This is a genomic window from Sinomonas sp. B1-1 (genome assembly GCF_050474465.1).
In the GTDB taxonomy this organism is placed as follows: Bacteria; Actinomycetota; Actinomycetes; order Actinomycetales; family Micrococcaceae; genus Sinomonas; species Sinomonas flava.
The window spans coordinates 13774-30750 of record NZ_JBCHVF010000018.1 but is presented as its reverse complement, the minus strand read 5'-3'; the positions used below and the strand labels follow the sequence as shown (position 1 = coordinate 30750).

Sequence of the window (16977 nt, the reverse complement as noted above, 5' to 3'; positions counted from 1 at the left end):
CGGACACGCCTGCCTCGCCCCAGCCCGCGCACGACGGCGGCGCCCCGCGGTCGCTGCTGCGCTCGCCGGCCGCGCGGGTCGGCGCCTCGATCTCCGTCGCGACCGGTCTCTACGGCATCTCCTTCGGCGCCCTCGGCGTCGCCTCGGGGCTCGACGTGCTCCAGACCATGGCGCTGAGCCTGCTCATGTTCACCGGCGGCTCGCAGTTCGCGTTCATCGGCGTCGTGGCAGGAGGCGGCTCGGGGGCTGCGGCTGCGGCCGCGGCGACGCTCCTGGGCATCCGCAACGCCGTGTACGGGATGCAGCTCAACGCCATATTCTCGCCCAGCGGGTGGCGGCGCTTCGTGGCGCCGCAGTTCACGATCGACGAATCGACAGCCACAGCCGTCGGCCAGGACTCGCAGGTCGAGCAGCGCCGGGGGTTCTGGGTCGCCGGCGTCGGCGTGTTCGTGCTGTGGAACGCCTTCACGGCCGTCGGCGCGTTCGCGGGCAACGCCCTCGGCGACCCGAAGCAGTGGGGCCTCGACGGCGCCGCCGTCGCCGCGTTCCTCGGGCTGCTCTGGCCCCGGCTCAAGGGCCGCGAGCCGGTCGCCATCGCCGTGGTCTGCGCCCTGGCCACCGTCCTCGCCGTGCCGTTCGTCCCCTCCGGCGTTCCGATCCTCGTCGCGGCGGTGGTCGCGGCCGTGCTCGGCTGGGTCAGCCACGCCCGGGCCGAGGCGCGGCAGGCCGCCGGCCTCGGCGTCGAGGGACTCGGCCCGGACATCGACCCGTACGAGGGCCAGTCCATGTCCCGCCGCGGCTCGGCGGGCCGCGACGGTGAGGCGCCGGCGGACGGCGAGGGGCGGCGTCGTGCGTCGGGTCCCGGCGCCGGCGGCGAGCCGGATGCGGACGGAGGCCGAGCGTGAGCCTCTGGGGGTGGATCCTCGTGGCGTGCGCCGCGGCGTACGCGCTGAAGCTGCTCGGCTACCTGCTGCCGCGGCGGTGGATGGAGAACGAGCGGATGCTGCGGATCGCGGGCACCGTGACGATCGGGCTGCTCGCGTCGCTGACCGCGGTCAATGCAGTGGCGGCGGGGCAGGCGCTCGTGCTCGACGCCCGGCTGGGGGCGCTCGTGGCAGCTGCCCTCGCGCTCGCCCTGCGGGCGCCGTTCCTCGTCGTGGTGATCGCAGGGGCTGCCGCAGCGGCGCTCCTGCGGATGCTCGGCTGGGGGTAGACGGCCCGCGCCCGACGGCGGGACACGCGAACACCCCGGCCTTCGGACCCGACCCCGGGAACGAGCGGGGTGCGTGTCCGAAAGCCGGGGTGTCGCCAGCGGCTTGGGGTCCCTTACTGCTTGGGCGGCGGCTGCTGGCCGTACGGCTCCTGCCCGTAGGGGCCTGCCTGCGGCGGCTGCTGGCCGTAGCCCTCCTGGGGCTCCTGCCCGTAGGGGCCTGCCTGCGGCGGCTGCTGCCCGTACGGGCCTGCCTGCGGCGGCTGCTGGCCATACGGCTGCTGCCCATACGGCTGCGGCTGGCTCTGGCCATACGGCTGCTGGCCGTAGGCGCCCTGCGGCGCATAGCCGGCCGGAGCCCGCATGAGAGCGCCCTTGCCGAAGTACTGGTACTGGCCGTAGCCGAGCAGCGGCAGGAACACGATCGGCAGCAGCACGAGGCCCACCGTCCACGCGGTGTCCTTGGCGAACGACTTGGAGAGGTCGTTCATGACGAAGATCCACAGGACGAACACGCCGATGGCGATGAGGAAGCCCAGGAACGGGATGGCGCTCAGGAGGGACCCTCCAAGGATGACCCAGAACCACCAGGTCGGGCGGCCGACGATGTGGGTGATCAGGACGTACTGGTTGTAGAAGGGCACATAGGCTTCCCACGCTGGCCGTCCGGCCTTGGTGAAGATGCCCATGAGCAGCAGGCCGGCGACCGCGAGGCCGATCACGGCGAAGATGAGGCCGAACACGATGGCAAAGCCCGTGGCGGCGGCGGAGTTCCCATAGGTCGTCGACGCGGCGACGGTGAGAGTCGTCATGGCAGCGACCCTAGCTGGGTTTGATCCGCGCGCCCATGGGCAGGACTTCCCTTTTCCCAGAATTAATCAGGGCGTCACACGGGCGGCGCTCAGAGAGGGAGTTCGACGTCGGGGATCGGCTCGAGCGGGGGCAGGGGACGGTTCTCCCGGTGGGTCCGGATCGCATCCTCGACGAGGGCCACGTACCGCTGCCACGCGAAGGAGCCCGGCTCCACCGTGTCGCCCGCGCCGATCAGCATTGCGACGAGGCGGACCATGTCGATGAGGCGGAGCTCCTCGCGGAGCGTGCCCTGCTGCTGGCCGCGCTGCAGCAGCACGCCCATGGACTCGATGAGCTTCCCGGCGAGCCCCACGAGGAGCGCGCGCCGGCCGGCGACGGCCGAGAGAAGGTGGTGCTCCTCGTTGGCGACCTGCATGACGGCGCCGAGCACGTCGACCAGCCCCGCGGCCGCGTCCGGGTTCTCGAGCGCGAGCTCGGTGATGGGATCGACCTTGACCTTGAGCTGCCGCTCGATGGCCGCGAGGACGAGTTCCTCCTTGTCCGCGAAGTTGCGGAAGAGGGTCGCGGGGCCCACGCCCGCGCGGTCGGCCACGGTCTTCAGCGACACGTGCGGCCCCTCGTCGCGGAAGCAGTCGAGCGCTGCGCTGATGATCTTCTCGATGTTGCGCGCCGCGTCCGCACGCATCGGCTTGCGCCATGCCCGTTCCTGCTGCATTCCTCAAGAGTACTTCCGAGAGTGGTGGTGTCGCCTATGTGACGGCCCGCTCTCGAGAGCCTCATCGTCCGGCGCGCCTCCTCCTGCCCGGAGCGCACGACGGCGGTGGCAGACTGAGGCGCATGATCGTCGCCTTCTCCGTCGCCCCCTCCGGTCCCGCCCCCGACGCCGCGCGCGCCGCCGCCGGCGGGGACGCGCCGTCGTCCGTCCCGTCCGATTCGGTGCACGAAGCCGTGGCCGCTGCCGTCAGGGTGGTCCGCGAATCGGGTCTGCCCAACCGCACGAGCTCGATGTTCACGGAGATCGAAGGCGACTGGGACGAGGTCATGGACGTGGTCAAGCGGGCCACCGAGGCCGTGGGCCGGTACGGGTCCCGGGTCTCGCTCGTGCTCAAGGCGGACATCCGGCCCGGGCGTACGGGGGAGATCGAAGGCAAGGTGGAGCGGCTCGAGAAGGCGGTCGCCCAGCAGGGCCCAGAGCACGCGGGCTGACCCGGGGGCCAGTGGCGGAGGGCAGCGGCGGAGGGCCTGTCGCAGACCCGGCCGGGGTGCCAGACTGGCCGGATGGTGGAGCACGTGGCCAAGCCCGAATGGATCGACGTTGAACGCTGGCTGACCGACACCGTGGTCAAGCCCGGCCCCGAGCACGAGCGGGCGCTCCGCACCGCCGTCGAGCGCGGGATGCCCCCGATCGAGGTCCAGCCGACCTCCGGGAAGCTCCTGGCACTGCTCGTGCGGATCTCGGGGGCACGGCGCGTGCTCGAGATCGGAACGCTCGCAGGCTTCAGCAGCATCTGGATGGGCCAGGCTCTCCCCGACGGCGGTCACCTGGACACACTGGAGTACCTCCCCGAGCACGCCGCCGTCGCGCGCGATAACCTCGCGGCGGCCGGGCTCGCCGACCGTGTCACCGTGCACGTGGGGCCCGCACTCGACACGCTTCCCTCGCTCAGCGGCCCGTACGACCTCGTGTTCATCGACGCCGACAAGCAGAACAACGTCGCCTACCTCGAGTGGGCGGTGCGCCTGGGGCGTCCGGGGACCGTCGTCGTGCTGGACAACGCCGTCTGGGAGGGGACGCTCCTCGACCCGGCGCAGGACGAGGCCAACGCCCCCTCGATCGTCTCCGCCCTCGAGTTCCTGGGCGGGTCCCTGTTCGACGCGACCGTCGTCCAGACGGCGGGGTCCAAGGGCTGGGACGGCTTCGCGCTCGGAGTCCTCCGCGCCCAGGACGATGGCTGACTCCGAGGAGGCAGCCCAGCCGTTCGAGATCGCCGACGCCACCCCGGCGGACGCGGAGGCGGTCCTCGCCGTGAAGGACCAGGCCTGGCGCGAGGCCTACGCGCATCTCCTGCCGGCCGAGTACCTCGCCGGACCCATGGACGGCGGTCCCGACCGCACCGAGAGGTGGCGGGGGTACCTGACGCCCGACGGCGCGCGGCGGTCCGCGCTCGTGCGCCGCGGTGGGCGCGTGGTCGGGTTCGCCGGTGCCGGCCCCGCCCTCGACGAGGACCGCCCGGCCCCTCTCCAGCTCTACACCGCCTACGTTCTGGCCGAGATGTACGGAACCGGGGCGGCCCGCGCGGTGGTGGAGCGGGTGCTCGGGGAGCAGCCCGCCCTCCTCTGGGTCTTCGAGGACAACCGGCGGGCGCGGGCGTTCTACGCGAAGCTCGGCTTCGTCCCGGACGGGACGCGCCAGCTGGGGGAGTTCGGCGGCAGCTTCCTGTCGGAGATCAGGATGGTCCGCGAGGCTGCTCTGCTCCGATGAGGGGCACGGAGCGAACGGGGGCCCAAGGCCCCTATCCGCCGTCGCTCCGCTTGGGTTGGCTGGTGCTGAAGATCCCCCTGACGAGAGGTTCATGATGAAGGCGCTTGTCTACCACGGCCCGGGCCAGAAGGCGTGGGAGGACGTTCCCGATCCGGTCATCCAGGATCCCACCGATGCGATCGTGAAGGTGGAGACCACCACGATCTGCGGAACGGACCTCCACATCCTCAAAGGCGACGTCCCCGCGGTCACCGACGGCCGCATCCTGGGCCATGAGGGCGTCGGCGTCGTGACCGAGGTCGGGCCGGAGTGCACCAAGGTCAAGGTCGGCGACCGCGTGATCATCTCGTGCATCAGCAAGTGCATGGCCTGCGACTTCTGCCTGTCCGGGCTGACCTCCCACTGCCGGACCCTGGGCGGGATCGGCTGGATCTTCGGCCACCTCATCGACGGCACCCAGGCCGAGTACGTGCGCGTGCCCTTCGCAGACAACGGACTCATTCCCCTGCCCGAGGGCGTCACTGCCGAGCAGGGGGCCATGCTCAGCGACATCCTCCCCACCGGGTACGAGATCGGGGTCCTCTACGGCGGGGTCAAGGAGGGCGATGAGGTGGCCGTCATCGGGGCCGGGCCGGTCGGGCTCGCGGCGATCATGACAGCCGGTCCGCTGGGGGCGGCGAAGGTCATCGCCGTGGACGGGAACGAGTACCGGCTCGAGCAGGCCCTCGCGTTCGGGGCCACGGACACGCTGAAGGCCGGCGGGGGAGACCCGGCCGGGGAGCTCAAGAAGCTCAGCCGCGACGGTCTCGGTGTCGACGTTGCCATCGAGGCAGTGGGCATTCCCGAGACCTTCGCGCTCGCCGTCGACTCGATCCGACCCGGCGGACGCGTCGCCAACGTCGGTGTCCACGGCAAGCCGGTCACGTTCCCGATCGACCGCGACTGGATCAACAACATCACCATCACCACGGGCCTCGTGAACGCCACGACCGCGCCCGACCTTCTGGAGAAGATCAAGGCCGGCGAGATCGATCCCGCGAAGTTCGTCACCCACCGCTTCGCCTTCGACAACATCCTCGACGCGTACGAGACGTTCGCCAATGCCGCCGGGGAGAAGGCCCTCAAGGTCATCATCGGCGCTCAGGACGCCTGACCGCGGGGGTAGCGTTGGAGGCATGCATGCTGTGAGGGCCGGGGCCTGATGGCTCGGGACAGGGAGAGGGGCGGAGGCCCGGTCGCGGGCCTCTATCCCATCAGCACCGGCAGCGCCGAGCTCGTCCCCGACGGCGATTCCTCGGACGGGTGGCTCCTGAAGATCAACGGGGTCCAGAGCTCCCACGTCGTCCTCGGGGACCCGCTGCGGCTCGACTTCGAGTACATGCGGTGGATCATGGCGCTTGTCGAGGACCGCTTCGACCCCGGCGGCCGGTCCCGGCTCCGTGTCCTCCACCAGGGCGGCGGGGGCTGCTCGATGCCGAGGTACGTCGCCGCCCGGTATCCCGACGCCCGGCAGGTCGTCGTGGAACTCGACGCGCAGCTCGCCGAGTACGTGCGCCAGTGGTTCGACTTGCCCAAGGCGCCTCTCCTGCGCATCCGCGTGGGGGAGGCGCGTGAGGTCACGGAGTCCCTCACGTCCGCGACGCGGGACGTCGTGATCCGTGACGTGTTCGCGGGCCCGTACACCCCGCACCCGCTCACCACCGTCGAGTTCACGCAGGCGTCGGCCAGGCTCCTCGATGCGGGCGGGATCTACCTCGCGAACATCGGCAGCGCGCCGGATCATGTGACCGCCCGGATCGAGGCCGCCGCCATCGCCGAGGTGTTCCCCCACGTCGCGATCGTCGCCGACCCCGCGATGCTCAAGGGACGCCGCTACGGGAACATCATCATTGCCGGAAGCGCGGACCCGATCGAAGGGTCGGCCGCGCTTCGCCGCCGTCTGCTCGGCGGCGCCATGCCCGCCCACTTCTGGGACGCCGCGCAGGTCAGGGCCTGGATCGGCCCCACCCGCGCCCGGCGGGATCCTGCCGAGCGCGACCTTGCCGAGCGGGACCTTGCCGGCCGGCCGGCCGCGGACCCGGAGGCCGCGTCCGGGGAGTCGGGCGGGCGCAATGGTGCGTAACGAAGGCTGGCTCCTGTCCAACGGGGCGTAGTCTGGAAGCTTCCCACCCGTTGGCAGGCAGCGGCGCCTGCCGTCAAGCATCAGGGTGCGCGGTGACAGTGATGGGGATCGATGACGATTGCACATGCGGCGCAAGGCCTCGCGGAGGCGACGGTATACGGCGTGAAGGGAGCCCTGCTTCCGGACGGCACGCGGCTCATCCGCTCTGTGCCCCTCGGGCTGGAGCACGAAGCGGAGTTCGCCGCCGATCAGGCTCGCCTCGCCCGGGCACGCGTCCACCGAGCCCGGGCCCGGGGGCTGAACCTCCTCGGACGCATCGCGGTTGTCGCCATGGGGCTGGCCCTCGGCTACCTCGTCTTCGCGCAGCGGATCGACCTTGTGGTCGCCGGAGTCATTGCGCTCTTCCTCCTGGCCGCGCCGGAGCTGCTGGCCCGAGTCTCCGGCAGGCTCGAGCGCCGGCGGGTGCTGGCGCTCGAGAGCATTGCCTTCACGCGGGAACTCGTCGAGCGGGGAGTCCCGGGCATCGGCGCGCTCCCGTCCTCTGAGCGCCATGCGCTGTATCCCGAGCTTCTGGCCGGGAGGGCCGTCGACGTCGCCGGCCGGCGGATCTCCCTCGTGCGGACGGCCGAGGGATCGCTCGAGCTCCGCGTCACCACCGCCCCGGCAGCCGCGGCCTAGGAATCCTCGCCGCGCTCCTCGCCATCCCCCAGCAGCATTGGCCGCGACAGCTCGGTCTGCCGCTTGAGGGCGTCCGCGACGGCCGCCACGGATGGCTGCCGCAGCGAGTCTGCACGCAGCACCATCCAATAGGGCAGCTGCTCCCGGAAGTAGTCCGGCAACAGCCGCACGAGATCCTCGTGGCGGTCCGCCATGAAGCAGGGAAGGAATCCCACTCCCGCCCCGGCACGCGTCGCCTCCACATGCACGAACACGTTCGTGGAGGTGAGCCCGTCCCGCATCTCGGGGGCCAGCCGGCGCGGCGCGTCGAGGTCGTCGACCTGAAGCATCGAGTCCACGAAGTAGACGAGCCCGTGGCGCGCCATCTCCTCTGGAGTGCCGGGCGTCCCGTGCCGGGCCAGGTAGTCCCTCGAGGCGTACATCCCGAGCGTGTAGTCCCCGAGGCGCACGGCCTGTGCGCGGTGGACCTGTGGTTCCCCCACCACCACCTCGATGTCGACCCCCGACCGCTGCTGCATCGCCCTCCGGGTCACGGTCACGAGTTCCACCGTCAGGCCCGGGTGCTCGGCCCGCAGGCCTGCCACCGCGGGTGAGGCGATGTACGCGCTGAAGCCGTCCGTCGCCGTCATCCGCACCACCCCGGCAACCGGGTCCTCCGCACCCTCGCCCAGCCTCGACACCGCCGCTGCGACCTGCTCGGCAACCCCCACGGCCTGTTCGCCGAGCGGGGTCAGCTCCCAGCCCCCTGCCGAGCGCACGAGGACCCGACCGCCGAGTGACTTCTCCAGCGCCGCGATCTTGCGTGCCACGGTGGTGTGGTTGAGGCCCAGGCCCTCGCCCGCCGTCGTGAACTTCCCGGAACGGGAGACCTCGAGCAGGACGAGGAGCAGATCTGGGGAGGGGGCCGGCGTCGCCATGCGCCCACAGTAGCCCGGTGCGCCTCCGCTGATCTGCACTTCTGCAGGGCAAGCGTGCCCATTTGGCCATTGAGTGCGCAATACCGCCCAGTAAATACTCGAGGGAACACGTGATGGGCGTCATACCGAGAAGACGCCCGCACGGCACCATTTGTGAGCCGTGTCAGCGACGACACCCAGGAGGGAACCTATGAGCGTTGATCAACGCTCCTCCGGCAGCACCGACCGGTCCTTGCTCAAGAAGATCGTCTCCGCCTCGATGGCCGGCACGGTCGTCGAGTGGTACGACTTCTTCCTCTACGCGACCGCCTCCACGATCGTGTTCAACAAGATCCTCCTGCCCAAGATGGGCAACGAGTACGACGCGATCATCGCCGCGTTCCTCACCTACGCCGTCGGGTTCGTCGCCCGGCCCCTCGGCGGGATCGTCTTCGGCCAGATCGGCGACCGTCTCGGCCGCAAGCAGACGCTCCAGATCACCATCATGCTGATCGGCGTCGCGACGGTCCTCATGGGCTGCCTGCCGACCTACGACCAGATCGGCGTCTGGGCCCCGATCCTGCTCGTCGTGCTCCGCTTCGTCCAGGGCCTCGCCCTCGGCGGCGAATGGGGCGGTGCCGTGCTGCTGGTCGCCGAGCACGCCCCGGACAGGGAACGCGCCTTCTGGGCCTCCTGGCCGCAGGCCGCTGTGCCGCTCGGGAACGTCCTGGCGACCGTGGTCCTCTGGCTCATGACCACCACGCTGTCTGGGGACGCCTTCCTCGCGTGGGGCTGGCGCGTGGCGTTCTGGCTCTCCGCCATCGTCGTGATCGTGGGCTACTACATCCGCACCAAGATCGACGAGGCGCCCATCTTCCAGCAGGCCAAGGCCGAGCTGGAGACCGAGAAGGCCGCCGGCTACGGCGTGCTCGAGGTCCTCAAGCGCTACCCCCGCGGCGTCCTCGTGGGCATGGGCCTCCGTTTCGCGGAGAACATCATGTACTACCTCGTGGTCACGTTCTCGATCGTCTACCTCGGCACGGGCCTGAAGATGAACACGGGCTCGATCCTCGGCGTGATCGCGATCGCCCACATCTGCCACTTCGCAGTCATCCCGGTCATCGGCCGCATGGCCGACAGGGTGGGCCGCAAGCCCGTCTACCTCGCCGGCGCGATCCTCGGCGGCACGTGGGGCTTCTGGGCCTTCCCCGCCTTCGGCACCCAGAACGTCGTAGTCATCCTCCTGACCATCATCGTGGGCCTCTTCTTCCACGGCCTCATGTACTCGGGCCAGCCCGCGATCATGTCTGAGATGTTCCCGACCCGCATGCGCTACTCGGGCGTCTCGATCTCCTACCAGGTCACCTCGATCGTCGCGGGCTCGCTCGCCCCGGTCTTCGCCACCGAGTGGCTCAAGGCCACCGGCTCCTGGTGGCCCACCGCGGTCTACCTGGCCATCGCCGGCGTGGTCACCGTCGTCGCCGTGCTCGCGATGCGCGAGACGAAGGGTGCCTCGCTCCACGCCCTCGACGCCGCCGACGCGGCCCGGGTCCAGAGCGGGACGCCAGAGGCGGAGGCGCGCGCATGAGCATCGCAGGCCGCAAGGCGCTCGTGACGGGCGGAGCCGCCGGAATCGGTGCCGCCGTCGCCCATGGCCTCGCGGACAAGGGCGTGCACGTGGTGGTCGCGGACCTGGACGGCGACGCCGCCGACAAGCTCGCCGCGGACATCGGCGGCACCGCCTGGGCGGTGGACCTGCTCGACACGGCGGCGCTCGAGGACCTGACGCTCGACTGCGACATCCTCGTCAACAACGCCGGAATCCAGAAGGTCGCCCCGATCCACGAGTACGACCCCGAGGCGTTCCGCCGCATCCAGCGGCTCATGGTCGAGGCCCCGTTCCTCCTGATCCGTGCCGCCCTCCCGCACATGTACGAGCGCGGCTGGGGCCGGGTCATCAACCTCAGCTCCGTCCACGGGATCCGCGCCTCGGCGTTCAAGAGCGCGTACGTCACGGCGAAGCATGCGCTCGAGGGCCTCTCCAAGGTCACGGCCCTCGAAGGAGCGGAGCACGGCGTCACCTCGAACTGCGTCAACCCCGGCTACGTCCGCACGGCGCTCGTGGAGAAGCAGATCAAGGACCAGGCGGCGACGCACGGCATCCCCGAGTCCGAGGTCCTCGAGAAGGTCATGCTCACCGAGATGGCGATCAAGCGGCTCGTGGAGCCAGCCGAGGTCGCCTCGCTCGTCGCGTGGCTCGCTTCGGACGACGCGGGCATGGTCACCGGCGCCTCCTACACGATGGACGGCGGCTGGTCGGCCCGGTAGGCCGCCGCGCACCGCAGGAGAGCGTGCATAACTGCATCACTCAGCGCCGTTCCGGCCCTTTGAGGGGTCGGAACGGCGCTGAGTTGTGTCGATCTGCACGGTGGGCGGGAAGGGAGGCCTAGGCCCGCACGCTGTCCTGAACCGACACTGTCCCCCGGGGACCCACCACGGGCATCTGGGCCGTCTCATCCCGCAGCGCGGGCCTGTTCCGGCCGTCACCGCGCACCCACAGCGCGTAGGCCGCGCCGAGCAGGCCGATCCACGCCGCACCCACTACGAGCGCCATCCGGGTCTCCTCGAACCAGCCCAGCAGCACCACGACGAGCGCGAGGAAGCCGACCGCCGCCACCGAGGCCGCCGGCCACAGGGGTGAGGGGAACTCGGACGGGGCGAGCGCGTACCGTCGGATCTCGCGCTTCATGGCCACGTGGCTGGCCAGGATCATGCCCCACACGAAGACGGTGGCGAAGGTGGCGATCGAGGCGATCACCGTGAACACGTCCTCAGGGATGACGGCGTTGAGCACCACGCCGACGCCCAGCACCCCGGTCATGATCACCACGGTCATCCACGGCACGCCCCGCCGCGACACCCGGCCGAAGGCGGCGGGCGCGTGGCCCTGCTGCGCAAGCCCGAACAGGATGCGCCCGGCACCGAAGATGTCCGAGTTGATCGCGGACAGCGCCGCGGTGATGACGACCGCATTGAGCCCATGCGCGGCGCCCGGGATGCCCAGCCCGTCGAAGATCTGCACGAACGGGCTGCCCTGGGCCCCGACCTGGTTCCACGGGAAGAGGCTCATGAGCACGCCAAGGGTGAGCACGTAGAAGAGCAGGATGCGCACCGGCACGGTGTTCACCGCGCCCGGGATGGCCCTCTTCGGGTCCGCGGCCTCACCGGCCGTGACGCCGATCGTCTCGACGCCGCCGAACGCGAACACCACCACGGAGAACGCCGCGAGCAGCCCGCCGAACCCGTGGGGGAACAGCCCGCCGTGCTCCACCAGCTGGTGCGCGCCGGCCTGACCGTCCCCGGACGAGAACCCGAACAGGATGAGCGCCGCGCCCCCGGCGATCATCGCGATGATCGCCACCACCTTCACGAGCGAGAACCAGAACTCGAGCTCGCCGAACACCTTGACGCTGAGCAGGTTCACGGCGGTGAGGAAGAGGATGACGGCGGCGATCCACACCCACCGGTCCACGTCCGGGAACCAGAACCCCATGTAGATCCCGAAGGCGGTGACGTCGGCGAGTGCCACGATGGCCATCTCGAAGACGTAGGTCCATCCGGTCGCGAACCCGGCGAACGGGCCGAGATAGCGGCCGGCGTACTGGCCGAACGAGCCGGACACGGGGTGCCGCACGGCCATCTCGCCGAGCGAACGCATGACCATGAAGACGGCCGCGCCGGCCACCATGTAGGCGATGAGCACGGCGGGCCCGGCGGCCCGGATCGCGGAGGCCGAACCGTAGAAGAGGCCCGTCCCGATGGCCGACCCCAAGGCCATGAACCGGATGTGCCGGACGTTGAGGCCGCGGCTGAGCGCGGCGGGGTTCTGTGTCTGCATAGGGGTTCCTCACGACTCTGGGAAGGATCCCTTCCACTGTTCCGGGTCCGGGGGCCGTGTGAGTGCCGTCACCTGCGCTTGCCGTCTCGGATCACAGACAGTGCGACTGTCTGGCATCCCGGACGCCCCGCGTACGACGGCGAGTGCGCACCGTCGTCCTGCTCGCGCACACTGGAGTTCGGTATGACAGACAGAGGAGACCGAGGCCCCATGCCCGAGCCAGCCCAGAAGTCCAAGGTTCCCGCTGCCGAGAGCACGCTGCGCATCCTCCGCCTGCTCGCGTCGCGTCGGGGCCCGCAGCCTGCCTCGGCGATCGGGACCCAGCTCGGCCTGCCCCGCTCCACGGTGTACCACCTGCTCGCCGTCATGGAGGAGAACGGGTTCGTGCTGCACCTGGCGGAGGAGCAGCGGTACGGGCTGGGGATCGGTGCGTTCGAGCTCTCGAGCGCGTACTCGCGCCAGGAGCCGCTCTCCCGCCTCGGACGGCCGGTGCTCGCCGCGCTCGTGGACGCGATCGGGGAGAGCGCGCACCTCGCGGTCCTGCACGGCCGGGACGTGCTCTACATCGTCGAGGAGCGGGCGAAGAGCAGGCCCTCGCTCGTGACTGACGTCGGCGTGCGCCTGCCGAGCCACCTCACCGCGAGCGGCAGGGCGATCCTCGCGGCGCTGCCGAAGTCGCAGGTCCGCGCGCTGTATCCGAACGCCGCGGCGTTCACGTCCCGCACCGAGGAGGGGGAGCAGATCCGCTCCTACTCGGCGCTGCAGTCCGAGCTCGACCAGGTCCGCCAGCGTGGCTACGCGACCGAAGCCGGCGAGGTCACCCCGGGCCTCGCCTCCGTCGCGGCAGCGGTCACCGACCACGCCGGATGGCCGACGGCCGCGGTCGCCGTGACGTTCGAGGACGAGAGGGTGCCCACCGAGCGTCGCGAGGACCTCGCGAAGCGCGTCCACAAGGTCGCGGGGGAGCTCGCGGCGAGGATCTACGGCCGGGGCTGACTTCAGCCTCTGGGCACGCCCCTGCCCCGGCGGTATGGTGTGCATCACGTCGATGCCTGCCGGCGCCGTCCGTCGCCGCATGCCCGCATCGCGCGGAAGGATGGCGGCGCATGGGGGAGCAGGAGGGAGGCGGGGACCGACGAGCCACGCGGCGTCGGAGGTGGCTGCGCATCGGCCTCGCCCTGGGGATCGTCGTGGTGCTGGTCGGCGGTGCCGCGGTCGTCTACGGCGTGCAGCTCGCCGCCCGGTTCAACTCCAACGTCCACCGCTCGGACGCGCTCACCCGCGCCTTCGGGGACGAGGCCGCGAGCCCGTCCGCCTCCACGGCGCCGCCCACGCTGTCCAAGGACACCAACATCCTGGTCATGGGCCTCGACTCCCGGCTCGACGAGAACGGCCAGCCCCTCCCGCCGGACATCCTGGACGCCCTCCAGGCCGGCGACGACAGCGGGGGCTTCTACAACGCGAACGTGCTCATGCTCGTGCACATCCCCGCCGACGGCTCCCAGGCCACCGCGATCTCGATCCCGCGCGACGACTACGTGGAGATCGCGGGGATCCCCGGAGGCGGGGGGTTCTCCACCAAGATCAAGGAGGCGTACAGCTACGGGTTCGCTGCCGAGCAGTCCGCGCTCCTCTCCCAGGGCAAGCCGAACGACGACGCCACCTACCAGGCCGCGCGCGACGCTGGCCGCGCCGCCCAGATCGCCACCGTCTCCCAGTTCCTCGGCGGAGTGCCGATCGACCACTTCGTCGAAGTCACCATGGTCGCCTTCTACCAGGTCGCCCTCGCGATCCAGCCCATCACCGTGTGCGTCAACCGGGCCACACAGGACGCCTACTCCGGAGCAGACTTCCGTGCCGGAGTGCAGCAGATCGATGCCCGGCAGGCCATGGCGTTCGTCCGCCAGCGCCGCGACACGAGCGACCCGACCTACGACTTCACCGACCTCGACCGCACACGCCGCCAGCAGGCCTTCATCGCCTCCGTCCTGCACCAGCTGACCCAGGCGGGGACGTTCACCAACCTGCCCAAGATGGAGGCGGTCCTCGATGCGGTCAGCAAGAACATGGCCGTGGACCGCAACCTCGACCTCCTCCTGCTCGCCCAGCAGGCCAGGTCGCTGACGGGCGGGAACATCACCTTCACGACCCTGCCGATCGTCGGCTTCGGCTGGTCGCCCGAAGGCGCCGCGATCAACGTCGTCGACGTCCCGGCGATCCAGGCGTTCGTGAAGGAACTCCTCGCCCCGAAGCCCGTCCAGCCCACGACGCCGCCGCCCGCCTCCGCGTCGGCCTCGCCGGAGGACGCTCCCTCCTCGGACGGAGCGGACCAGTCCACCGCGAGCAGCGCCCCGAGCGAGACGGCCAGCGCAACGCCCGTCGCATCACCGCCCCCGACCTACGAGGACTGGAAGAGCCCACTCCAGGGCGGCAGCGTCCCGTGCGTCAAGTAGCTACAGGTGGTTCCAGAAGAAGAGCCCCCACGCCTGCACGACGGTCGCGCCCGCCGCGGCCGAGAGCGTGAGCCCGATGACGGTGAGGCCCAGGGACCAGCGCGCGATGAGGGAGGCGGCGCCGCACGCTAGGCCGGCCACGGCTGCGCCCGTGCACACCCACGCGGCCACGAGGGCGCCCGACTGGACGAGCGCCCAGCGCCCCACCTCGTCCATGGCGCGCGGGCCGTACCAGCCGAGCCCGGAGGTGAGGAACCAGGACACCAGCGCGGCGCCGACCAGGGCGAAGAGGCCGCAGGCCGTGGAGGCAATGCCCAGGACATGCCGCCCGCGGGGATTGCCGCGGTGCGCGGCGCGTCCCCAGCCCCCGCTGAACAGCAGCCCGCGCCAGACCTCGGGATCGCTGTACGTCCTGCGCTGATCGGCCGCCTCGCCCATGGTCCCGCCCCCTCCGGTGACTTCCGCGCCCAGTCAACCAGCCGCCGTCGTGCGCGGCAACGGCGCTCGCGGGCTTGTCTGCAATCCCGGACAGCACCCCTCGCAAGCCGCTGTCGGCGCGGGTCCCGGCGCGGTGTCATGGATACAGAAGCAATCCCGACATCACGACGCAGGAGTCACGATGACCGACAGCACCACCCCCGCACCGGCCCGCAAGGCCGACTTCACCACCGGCGCCCGCCCCGTCCGCGCCCCGCGCGGCACCGAGATCAGCGCCAAGTCCTGGCAGACCGAGGCGCCGATGCGCATGCTCATGAACAACCTCGACCCGGAGGTCGCGGAGCGTCCCGACGAGCTCGTGGTCTACGGGGGAACCGGCCGCGCCGCCCGCTCCTGGAAGGCGTTCGACGCCATCATCGCCACCCTCAAGGAGATGGACGACGACGAGACCCTCCTCGTCCAGTCCGGCAAGCCCGTGGGGGTCTTCCGCACGAACAAGTGGGCCCCGCGCGTGCTCATCGCCAACTCGAATCTCGTGGGCGACTGGGCCACCTGGCCCGAGTTCCGCCGCCTCGAGGCCGAGGGCCTGACGATGTACGGGCAGATGACCGCCGGCTCATGGATCTACATCGGCACCCAGGGCATCCTGCAGGGCACGTACGAGACGTTCGCGGCCATCGGCCGGAAGCTGCACGCCGAGGGCAGGTTCGCCGAGCCGACCCTCAAGGGCACCTTGACCCTCACCGGCGGCTGCGGCGGGATGGGCGGCGCGCAGCCCCTCGCCGTGACGCTCAACGGCGGCGCCGTGCTGATCGTCGACGTCGACGAGGCGCGCCTCCGCCGCCGCGTCGGCAAGCGCTACCTCGACGAGGTGGAGACGGACCTCGACGCCGCCGTGGCGAAGGTCGTGGCCGCGAAGGAGGAGGGCCGTGCGCTCTCGGTCGGCTACGTCGGCAACGCCGCGGAGGTCTTCCCCGAGATCCTGCGCCGCCACCGCGCCGGCGAGCTCACGGTGGACATCGTCACCGACCAGACCTCGGCGCACGATCCCCTCAGCTACCTCCCCACCGAGTACACCGTGAAGCAGTGGCACCACGAGGCCGAGGCGGACCCAGAGGGATTCACCAAGAAGGCACAGAACGCGATGGCCCGCCACGTCCAAGCCATGGTCGAGTTCCAGGACGAGGGCGCGGAGGTGTTCGACTACGGCAACTCGATCCGCGACGAGGCCCGGAAGGGCGGCTACAGCCGCGCGTTCGAGTTCCCGGGCTTCGTCCCGGCCTACATCCGCCCGCTGTTCTGCGAGGGCCTGGGCCCGTTCCGCTGGGTGGCCCTGTCCGGGGACCCGGAGGACATCAAGGTCACCGATCAGGCGATCAAGGAGCTCTTCCCGGAGAACGAGCACCTGCACCGCTGGATCGACGCCGCCGGGGAGTTCGTCGAGTTCGAGGGCCTCCCGGCACGCATCTGCTGGCTCGGCTACGGCGAACGCCATCAGGCCGGCCTGCTGTTCAACCGGCTCGTGGCCGAGGGCAAGGTCAAGGCGCCGATCGTGATCGGGCGCGACCACCTCGACTCCGGCTCCGTGGCGTCGCCGTACCGCGAGACCGAGGGCATGAAGGACGGCTCGGACGCCATCGCCGACTGGCCGCTCCTCAACGCACTCACCGCCGCCTCCTCCGGCGCGACCTGGGTCTCGATCCACCACGGCGGCGGCGTCGGGATCGGCCGCTCGATCCACGCCGGCCAGGTCTCCGTGGCGGACGGCACCGAGCTCGCAGCCGCGAAGCTCACCGCCCTCCTCACCAACGACCCCGGCATGGGCGTCATCCGCCACGTCGACGCCGGCTACGAGCGCGCCGTCGAGGTCGCCGCCGAGCGCGGCGTGAAGATCCCCATGCACGGTCGCTGACCCACTCGCACTGTCAGAAACTGCACAATTCGAAGCCGTCAGCGGCCCTCAGGGACCGACCCGCCCACGAGTTGT

Annotated in this window: 18 protein-coding genes; 13 read left to right on the top strand and 5 right to left on the bottom strand. The window is 70.8% G+C overall.

Annotation, left to right across the window (positions count from 1 at the left end):
• Nucleotides 1-56: 56 nt before the first annotated feature.
• Together ACQ5BE_RS18495 and ACQ5BE_RS18490 are read left to right on the top strand one after the other, a co-directional pair.
• Nucleotides 57-905, top strand: a complete 849-nt coding sequence (locus ACQ5BE_RS18495) for an AzlC family ABC transporter permease (RefSeq protein ID WP_430298432.1) — start codon at nucleotides 57-59, stop codon at nucleotides 903-905.
• On the top strand, nucleotides 902-1213 hold the full coding sequence (locus tag ACQ5BE_RS18490) for an AzlD domain-containing protein (protein ID WP_344297280.1): 312 nt from the start codon (nucleotides 902-904) through the stop codon (nucleotides 1211-1213). Before ACQ5BE_RS18495 ends, ACQ5BE_RS18490 begins: the two co-directional genes overlap by 4 nt.
• Nucleotides 1214-1326: 113 nt before the next feature.
• Here the strand turns inward: ACQ5BE_RS18490 and ACQ5BE_RS18485 are convergent, their stop codons facing one another.
• Both ACQ5BE_RS18485 and ACQ5BE_RS18480 read right to left on the bottom strand, forming a co-directional pair.
• Nucleotides 1327-2022, bottom strand: coding sequence for a DUF5684 domain-containing protein (locus ACQ5BE_RS18485; protein WP_430298421.1), 696 nt, complete (start codon nucleotides 2020-2022; stop codon nucleotides 1327-1329).
• Nucleotides 2023-2111: 89 nt separating this feature from the next.
• On the bottom strand, nucleotides 2112-2738 hold the full coding sequence (locus ACQ5BE_RS18480) for a TetR/AcrR family transcriptional regulator (RefSeq protein ID WP_208711324.1): 627 nt from the start codon (nucleotides 2736-2738) through the stop codon (nucleotides 2112-2114).
• A 122-nt stretch (nucleotides 2739-2860) separates the two neighbouring features.
• Here ACQ5BE_RS18480 and ACQ5BE_RS18475 point away from each other — a divergent pair, with 122 nt between their 5' ends.
• From ACQ5BE_RS18475 to ACQ5BE_RS18450, 6 genes are all read left to right on the top strand, one after another.
• On the top strand, nucleotides 2861-3229 hold the full coding sequence (locus ACQ5BE_RS18475; RefSeq protein ID WP_430298420.1) for a thiamine-binding protein: 369 nt from the start codon (nucleotides 2861-2863) through the stop codon (nucleotides 3227-3229).
• Nucleotides 3230-3301: 72 nt separating this feature from the next.
• A complete protein-coding gene (locus ACQ5BE_RS18470) occupies nucleotides 3302-3979 on the top strand; it encodes an O-methyltransferase (protein ID WP_430298419.1) in 678 nt (225 codons plus the stop codon).
• On the top strand, nucleotides 3972-4505 hold the full coding sequence (locus tag ACQ5BE_RS18465; protein ID WP_430298418.1) for an N-acetyltransferase family protein: 534 nt from the start codon (nucleotides 3972-3974) through the stop codon (nucleotides 4503-4505). Before ACQ5BE_RS18470 ends, ACQ5BE_RS18465 begins: the two co-directional genes overlap by 8 nt.
• A gap of 94 nt (nucleotides 4506-4599) precedes the next feature.
• On the top strand, nucleotides 4600-5658 hold the full coding sequence (locus tag ACQ5BE_RS18460) for a zinc-dependent alcohol dehydrogenase family protein (protein WP_430298431.1): 1059 nt from the start codon (nucleotides 4600-4602) through the stop codon (nucleotides 5656-5658).
• A 48-nt stretch (nucleotides 5659-5706) separates the two neighbouring features.
• Entirely contained in the window at nucleotides 5707-6627 is a 921-nt protein-coding gene (locus ACQ5BE_RS18455; RefSeq protein ID WP_430298417.1) for a spermidine synthase, read from the top strand.
• 111 nt (nucleotides 6628-6738) lie between these two features.
• Nucleotides 6739-7305, top strand: a complete 567-nt coding sequence (locus tag ACQ5BE_RS18450; RefSeq protein WP_430298416.1) for a hypothetical protein — start codon at nucleotides 6739-6741, stop codon at nucleotides 7303-7305.
• On the opposite strand, the gene ACQ5BE_RS18445 is transcribed toward ACQ5BE_RS18450, so the two are convergent.
• Nucleotides 7302-8222 (bottom strand): LysR family transcriptional regulator, encoded by a 921-nt coding sequence (locus ACQ5BE_RS18445; RefSeq protein ID WP_430298415.1) that lies wholly within the window; start codon nucleotides 8220-8222, stop codon nucleotides 7302-7304. The two genes, ACQ5BE_RS18450 and ACQ5BE_RS18445, sit on opposite strands and share 4 nt — an antisense overlap.
• 190 nt (nucleotides 8223-8412) lie before the next feature.
• Here ACQ5BE_RS18445 and ACQ5BE_RS18440 point away from each other — a divergent pair, with 190 nt between their 5' ends.
• Both ACQ5BE_RS18440 and ACQ5BE_RS18435 read left to right on the top strand, forming a co-directional pair.
• Nucleotides 8413-9789 carry an MFS transporter gene (locus ACQ5BE_RS18440; RefSeq protein WP_430298414.1) on the top strand — a complete coding sequence of 459 codons (1377 nt, stop codon included), beginning with the start codon at nucleotides 8413-8415 and terminating at the stop codon, nucleotides 9787-9789.
• Entirely contained in the window at nucleotides 9786-10529 is a 744-nt protein-coding gene (locus ACQ5BE_RS18435; RefSeq protein WP_413249675.1) for a 3-hydroxybutyrate dehydrogenase, read from the top strand. The genes ACQ5BE_RS18440 and ACQ5BE_RS18435 overlap by 4 nt, the downstream gene beginning before the upstream one ends.
• Nucleotides 10530-10647: 118 nt before the next feature.
• Here the strand turns inward: ACQ5BE_RS18435 and ACQ5BE_RS18430 are convergent, their stop codons facing one another.
• Complete coding sequence (locus tag ACQ5BE_RS18430) at nucleotides 10648-12099, bottom strand: amino acid permease (RefSeq protein ID WP_430298413.1); 1452 nt, start codon at nucleotides 12097-12099, stop codon at nucleotides 10648-10650.
• 210 nt (nucleotides 12100-12309) lie between these two features.
• On the opposite strand from ACQ5BE_RS18430, the gene ACQ5BE_RS18425 reads away from it, so the two are divergent.
• Both ACQ5BE_RS18425 and ACQ5BE_RS18420 read left to right on the top strand, forming a co-directional pair.
• The gene (locus ACQ5BE_RS18425) at nucleotides 12310-13095 is read left to right on the top strand and encodes an IclR family transcriptional regulator (protein ID WP_430298412.1); all 786 of its coding nucleotides are present in this window, start codon (nucleotides 12310-12312) and stop codon (nucleotides 13093-13095) included.
• A gap of 110 nt (nucleotides 13096-13205) precedes the next feature.
• Entirely contained in the window at nucleotides 13206-14552 is a 1347-nt protein-coding gene (locus ACQ5BE_RS18420; protein ID WP_430298411.1) for an LCP family protein, read from the top strand.
• On the opposite strand, the gene ACQ5BE_RS18415 is transcribed toward ACQ5BE_RS18420, so the two are convergent.
• The gene (locus tag ACQ5BE_RS18415; protein ID WP_430298410.1) at nucleotides 14553-14990 is read right to left on the bottom strand and encodes a hypothetical protein; all 438 of its coding nucleotides are present in this window, start codon (nucleotides 14988-14990) and stop codon (nucleotides 14553-14555) included.
• Between the two features lie 181 nt (nucleotides 14991-15171).
• Between ACQ5BE_RS18415 and ACQ5BE_RS18410 the strand changes: the two genes are divergently transcribed.
• Nucleotides 15172-16902, top strand: a complete 1731-nt coding sequence (locus tag ACQ5BE_RS18410) for a urocanate hydratase (protein ID WP_430298409.1) — start codon at nucleotides 15172-15174, stop codon at nucleotides 16900-16902.
• The last annotated feature ends 75 nt before the right edge of the window (nucleotides 16903-16977 follow it).

Excerpts from the sequence above, each read along its gene's own strand:
- ACQ5BE_RS18470 (WP_430298419.1), top strand. The coding sequence starts at position 3,302 with ATGGTGGAGCACGTGGCCAAGCCCGAATGGATCGACGTTGAACGCTGG.
- ACQ5BE_RS18415 (WP_430298410.1), bottom strand. The coding sequence starts at position 14,990 with ATGGGCGAGGCGGCCGATCAGCGCAGGACGTACAGCGATCCCGAGGTC.
- ACQ5BE_RS18455 (WP_430298417.1), top strand. The coding sequence starts at position 5,707 with ATGGCTCGGGACAGGGAGAGGGGCGGAGGCCCGGTCGCGGGCCTCTAT.
- ACQ5BE_RS18475 (WP_430298420.1), top strand. The coding sequence starts at position 2,861 with ATGATCGTCGCCTTCTCCGTCGCCCCCTCCGGTCCCGCCCCCGACGCC.
- ACQ5BE_RS18430 (WP_430298413.1), bottom strand. The coding sequence starts at position 12,099 with ATGCAGACACAGAACCCCGCCGCGCTCAGCCGCGGCCTCAACGTCCGG.
- ACQ5BE_RS18435 (WP_413249675.1), top strand. The coding sequence starts at position 9,786 with ATGAGCATCGCAGGCCGCAAGGCGCTCGTGACGGGCGGAGCCGCCGGA.
- ACQ5BE_RS18465 (WP_430298418.1), top strand. The coding sequence starts at position 3,972 with ATGGCTGACTCCGAGGAGGCAGCCCAGCCGTTCGAGATCGCCGACGCC.
- ACQ5BE_RS18480 (WP_208711324.1), bottom strand. The coding sequence starts at position 2,738 with ATGCAGCAGGAACGGGCATGGCGCAAGCCGATGCGTGCGGACGCGGCG.
- ACQ5BE_RS18410 (WP_430298409.1), top strand. The coding sequence starts at position 15,172 with ATGACCGACAGCACCACCCCCGCACCGGCCCGCAAGGCCGACTTCACC.
- ACQ5BE_RS18420 (WP_430298411.1), top strand. The coding sequence starts at position 13,206 with ATGGGGGAGCAGGAGGGAGGCGGGGACCGACGAGCCACGCGGCGTCGG.
- ACQ5BE_RS18450 (WP_430298416.1), top strand. The coding sequence starts at position 6,739 with ATGACGATTGCACATGCGGCGCAAGGCCTCGCGGAGGCGACGGTATAC.
- ACQ5BE_RS18425 (WP_430298412.1), top strand. The coding sequence starts at position 12,310 with ATGCCCGAGCCAGCCCAGAAGTCCAAGGTTCCCGCTGCCGAGAGCACG.
- ACQ5BE_RS18485 (WP_430298421.1), bottom strand. The coding sequence starts at position 2,022 with ATGACGACTCTCACCGTCGCCGCGTCGACGACCTATGGGAACTCCGCC.
- ACQ5BE_RS18460 (WP_430298431.1), top strand. The coding sequence starts at position 4,600 with ATGAAGGCGCTTGTCTACCACGGCCCGGGCCAGAAGGCGTGGGAGGAC.
- ACQ5BE_RS18445 (WP_430298415.1), bottom strand. The coding sequence starts at position 8,222 with ATGGCGACGCCGGCCCCCTCCCCAGATCTGCTCCTCGTCCTGCTCGAG.
- ACQ5BE_RS18440 (WP_430298414.1), top strand. The coding sequence starts at position 8,413 with ATGAGCGTTGATCAACGCTCCTCCGGCAGCACCGACCGGTCCTTGCTC.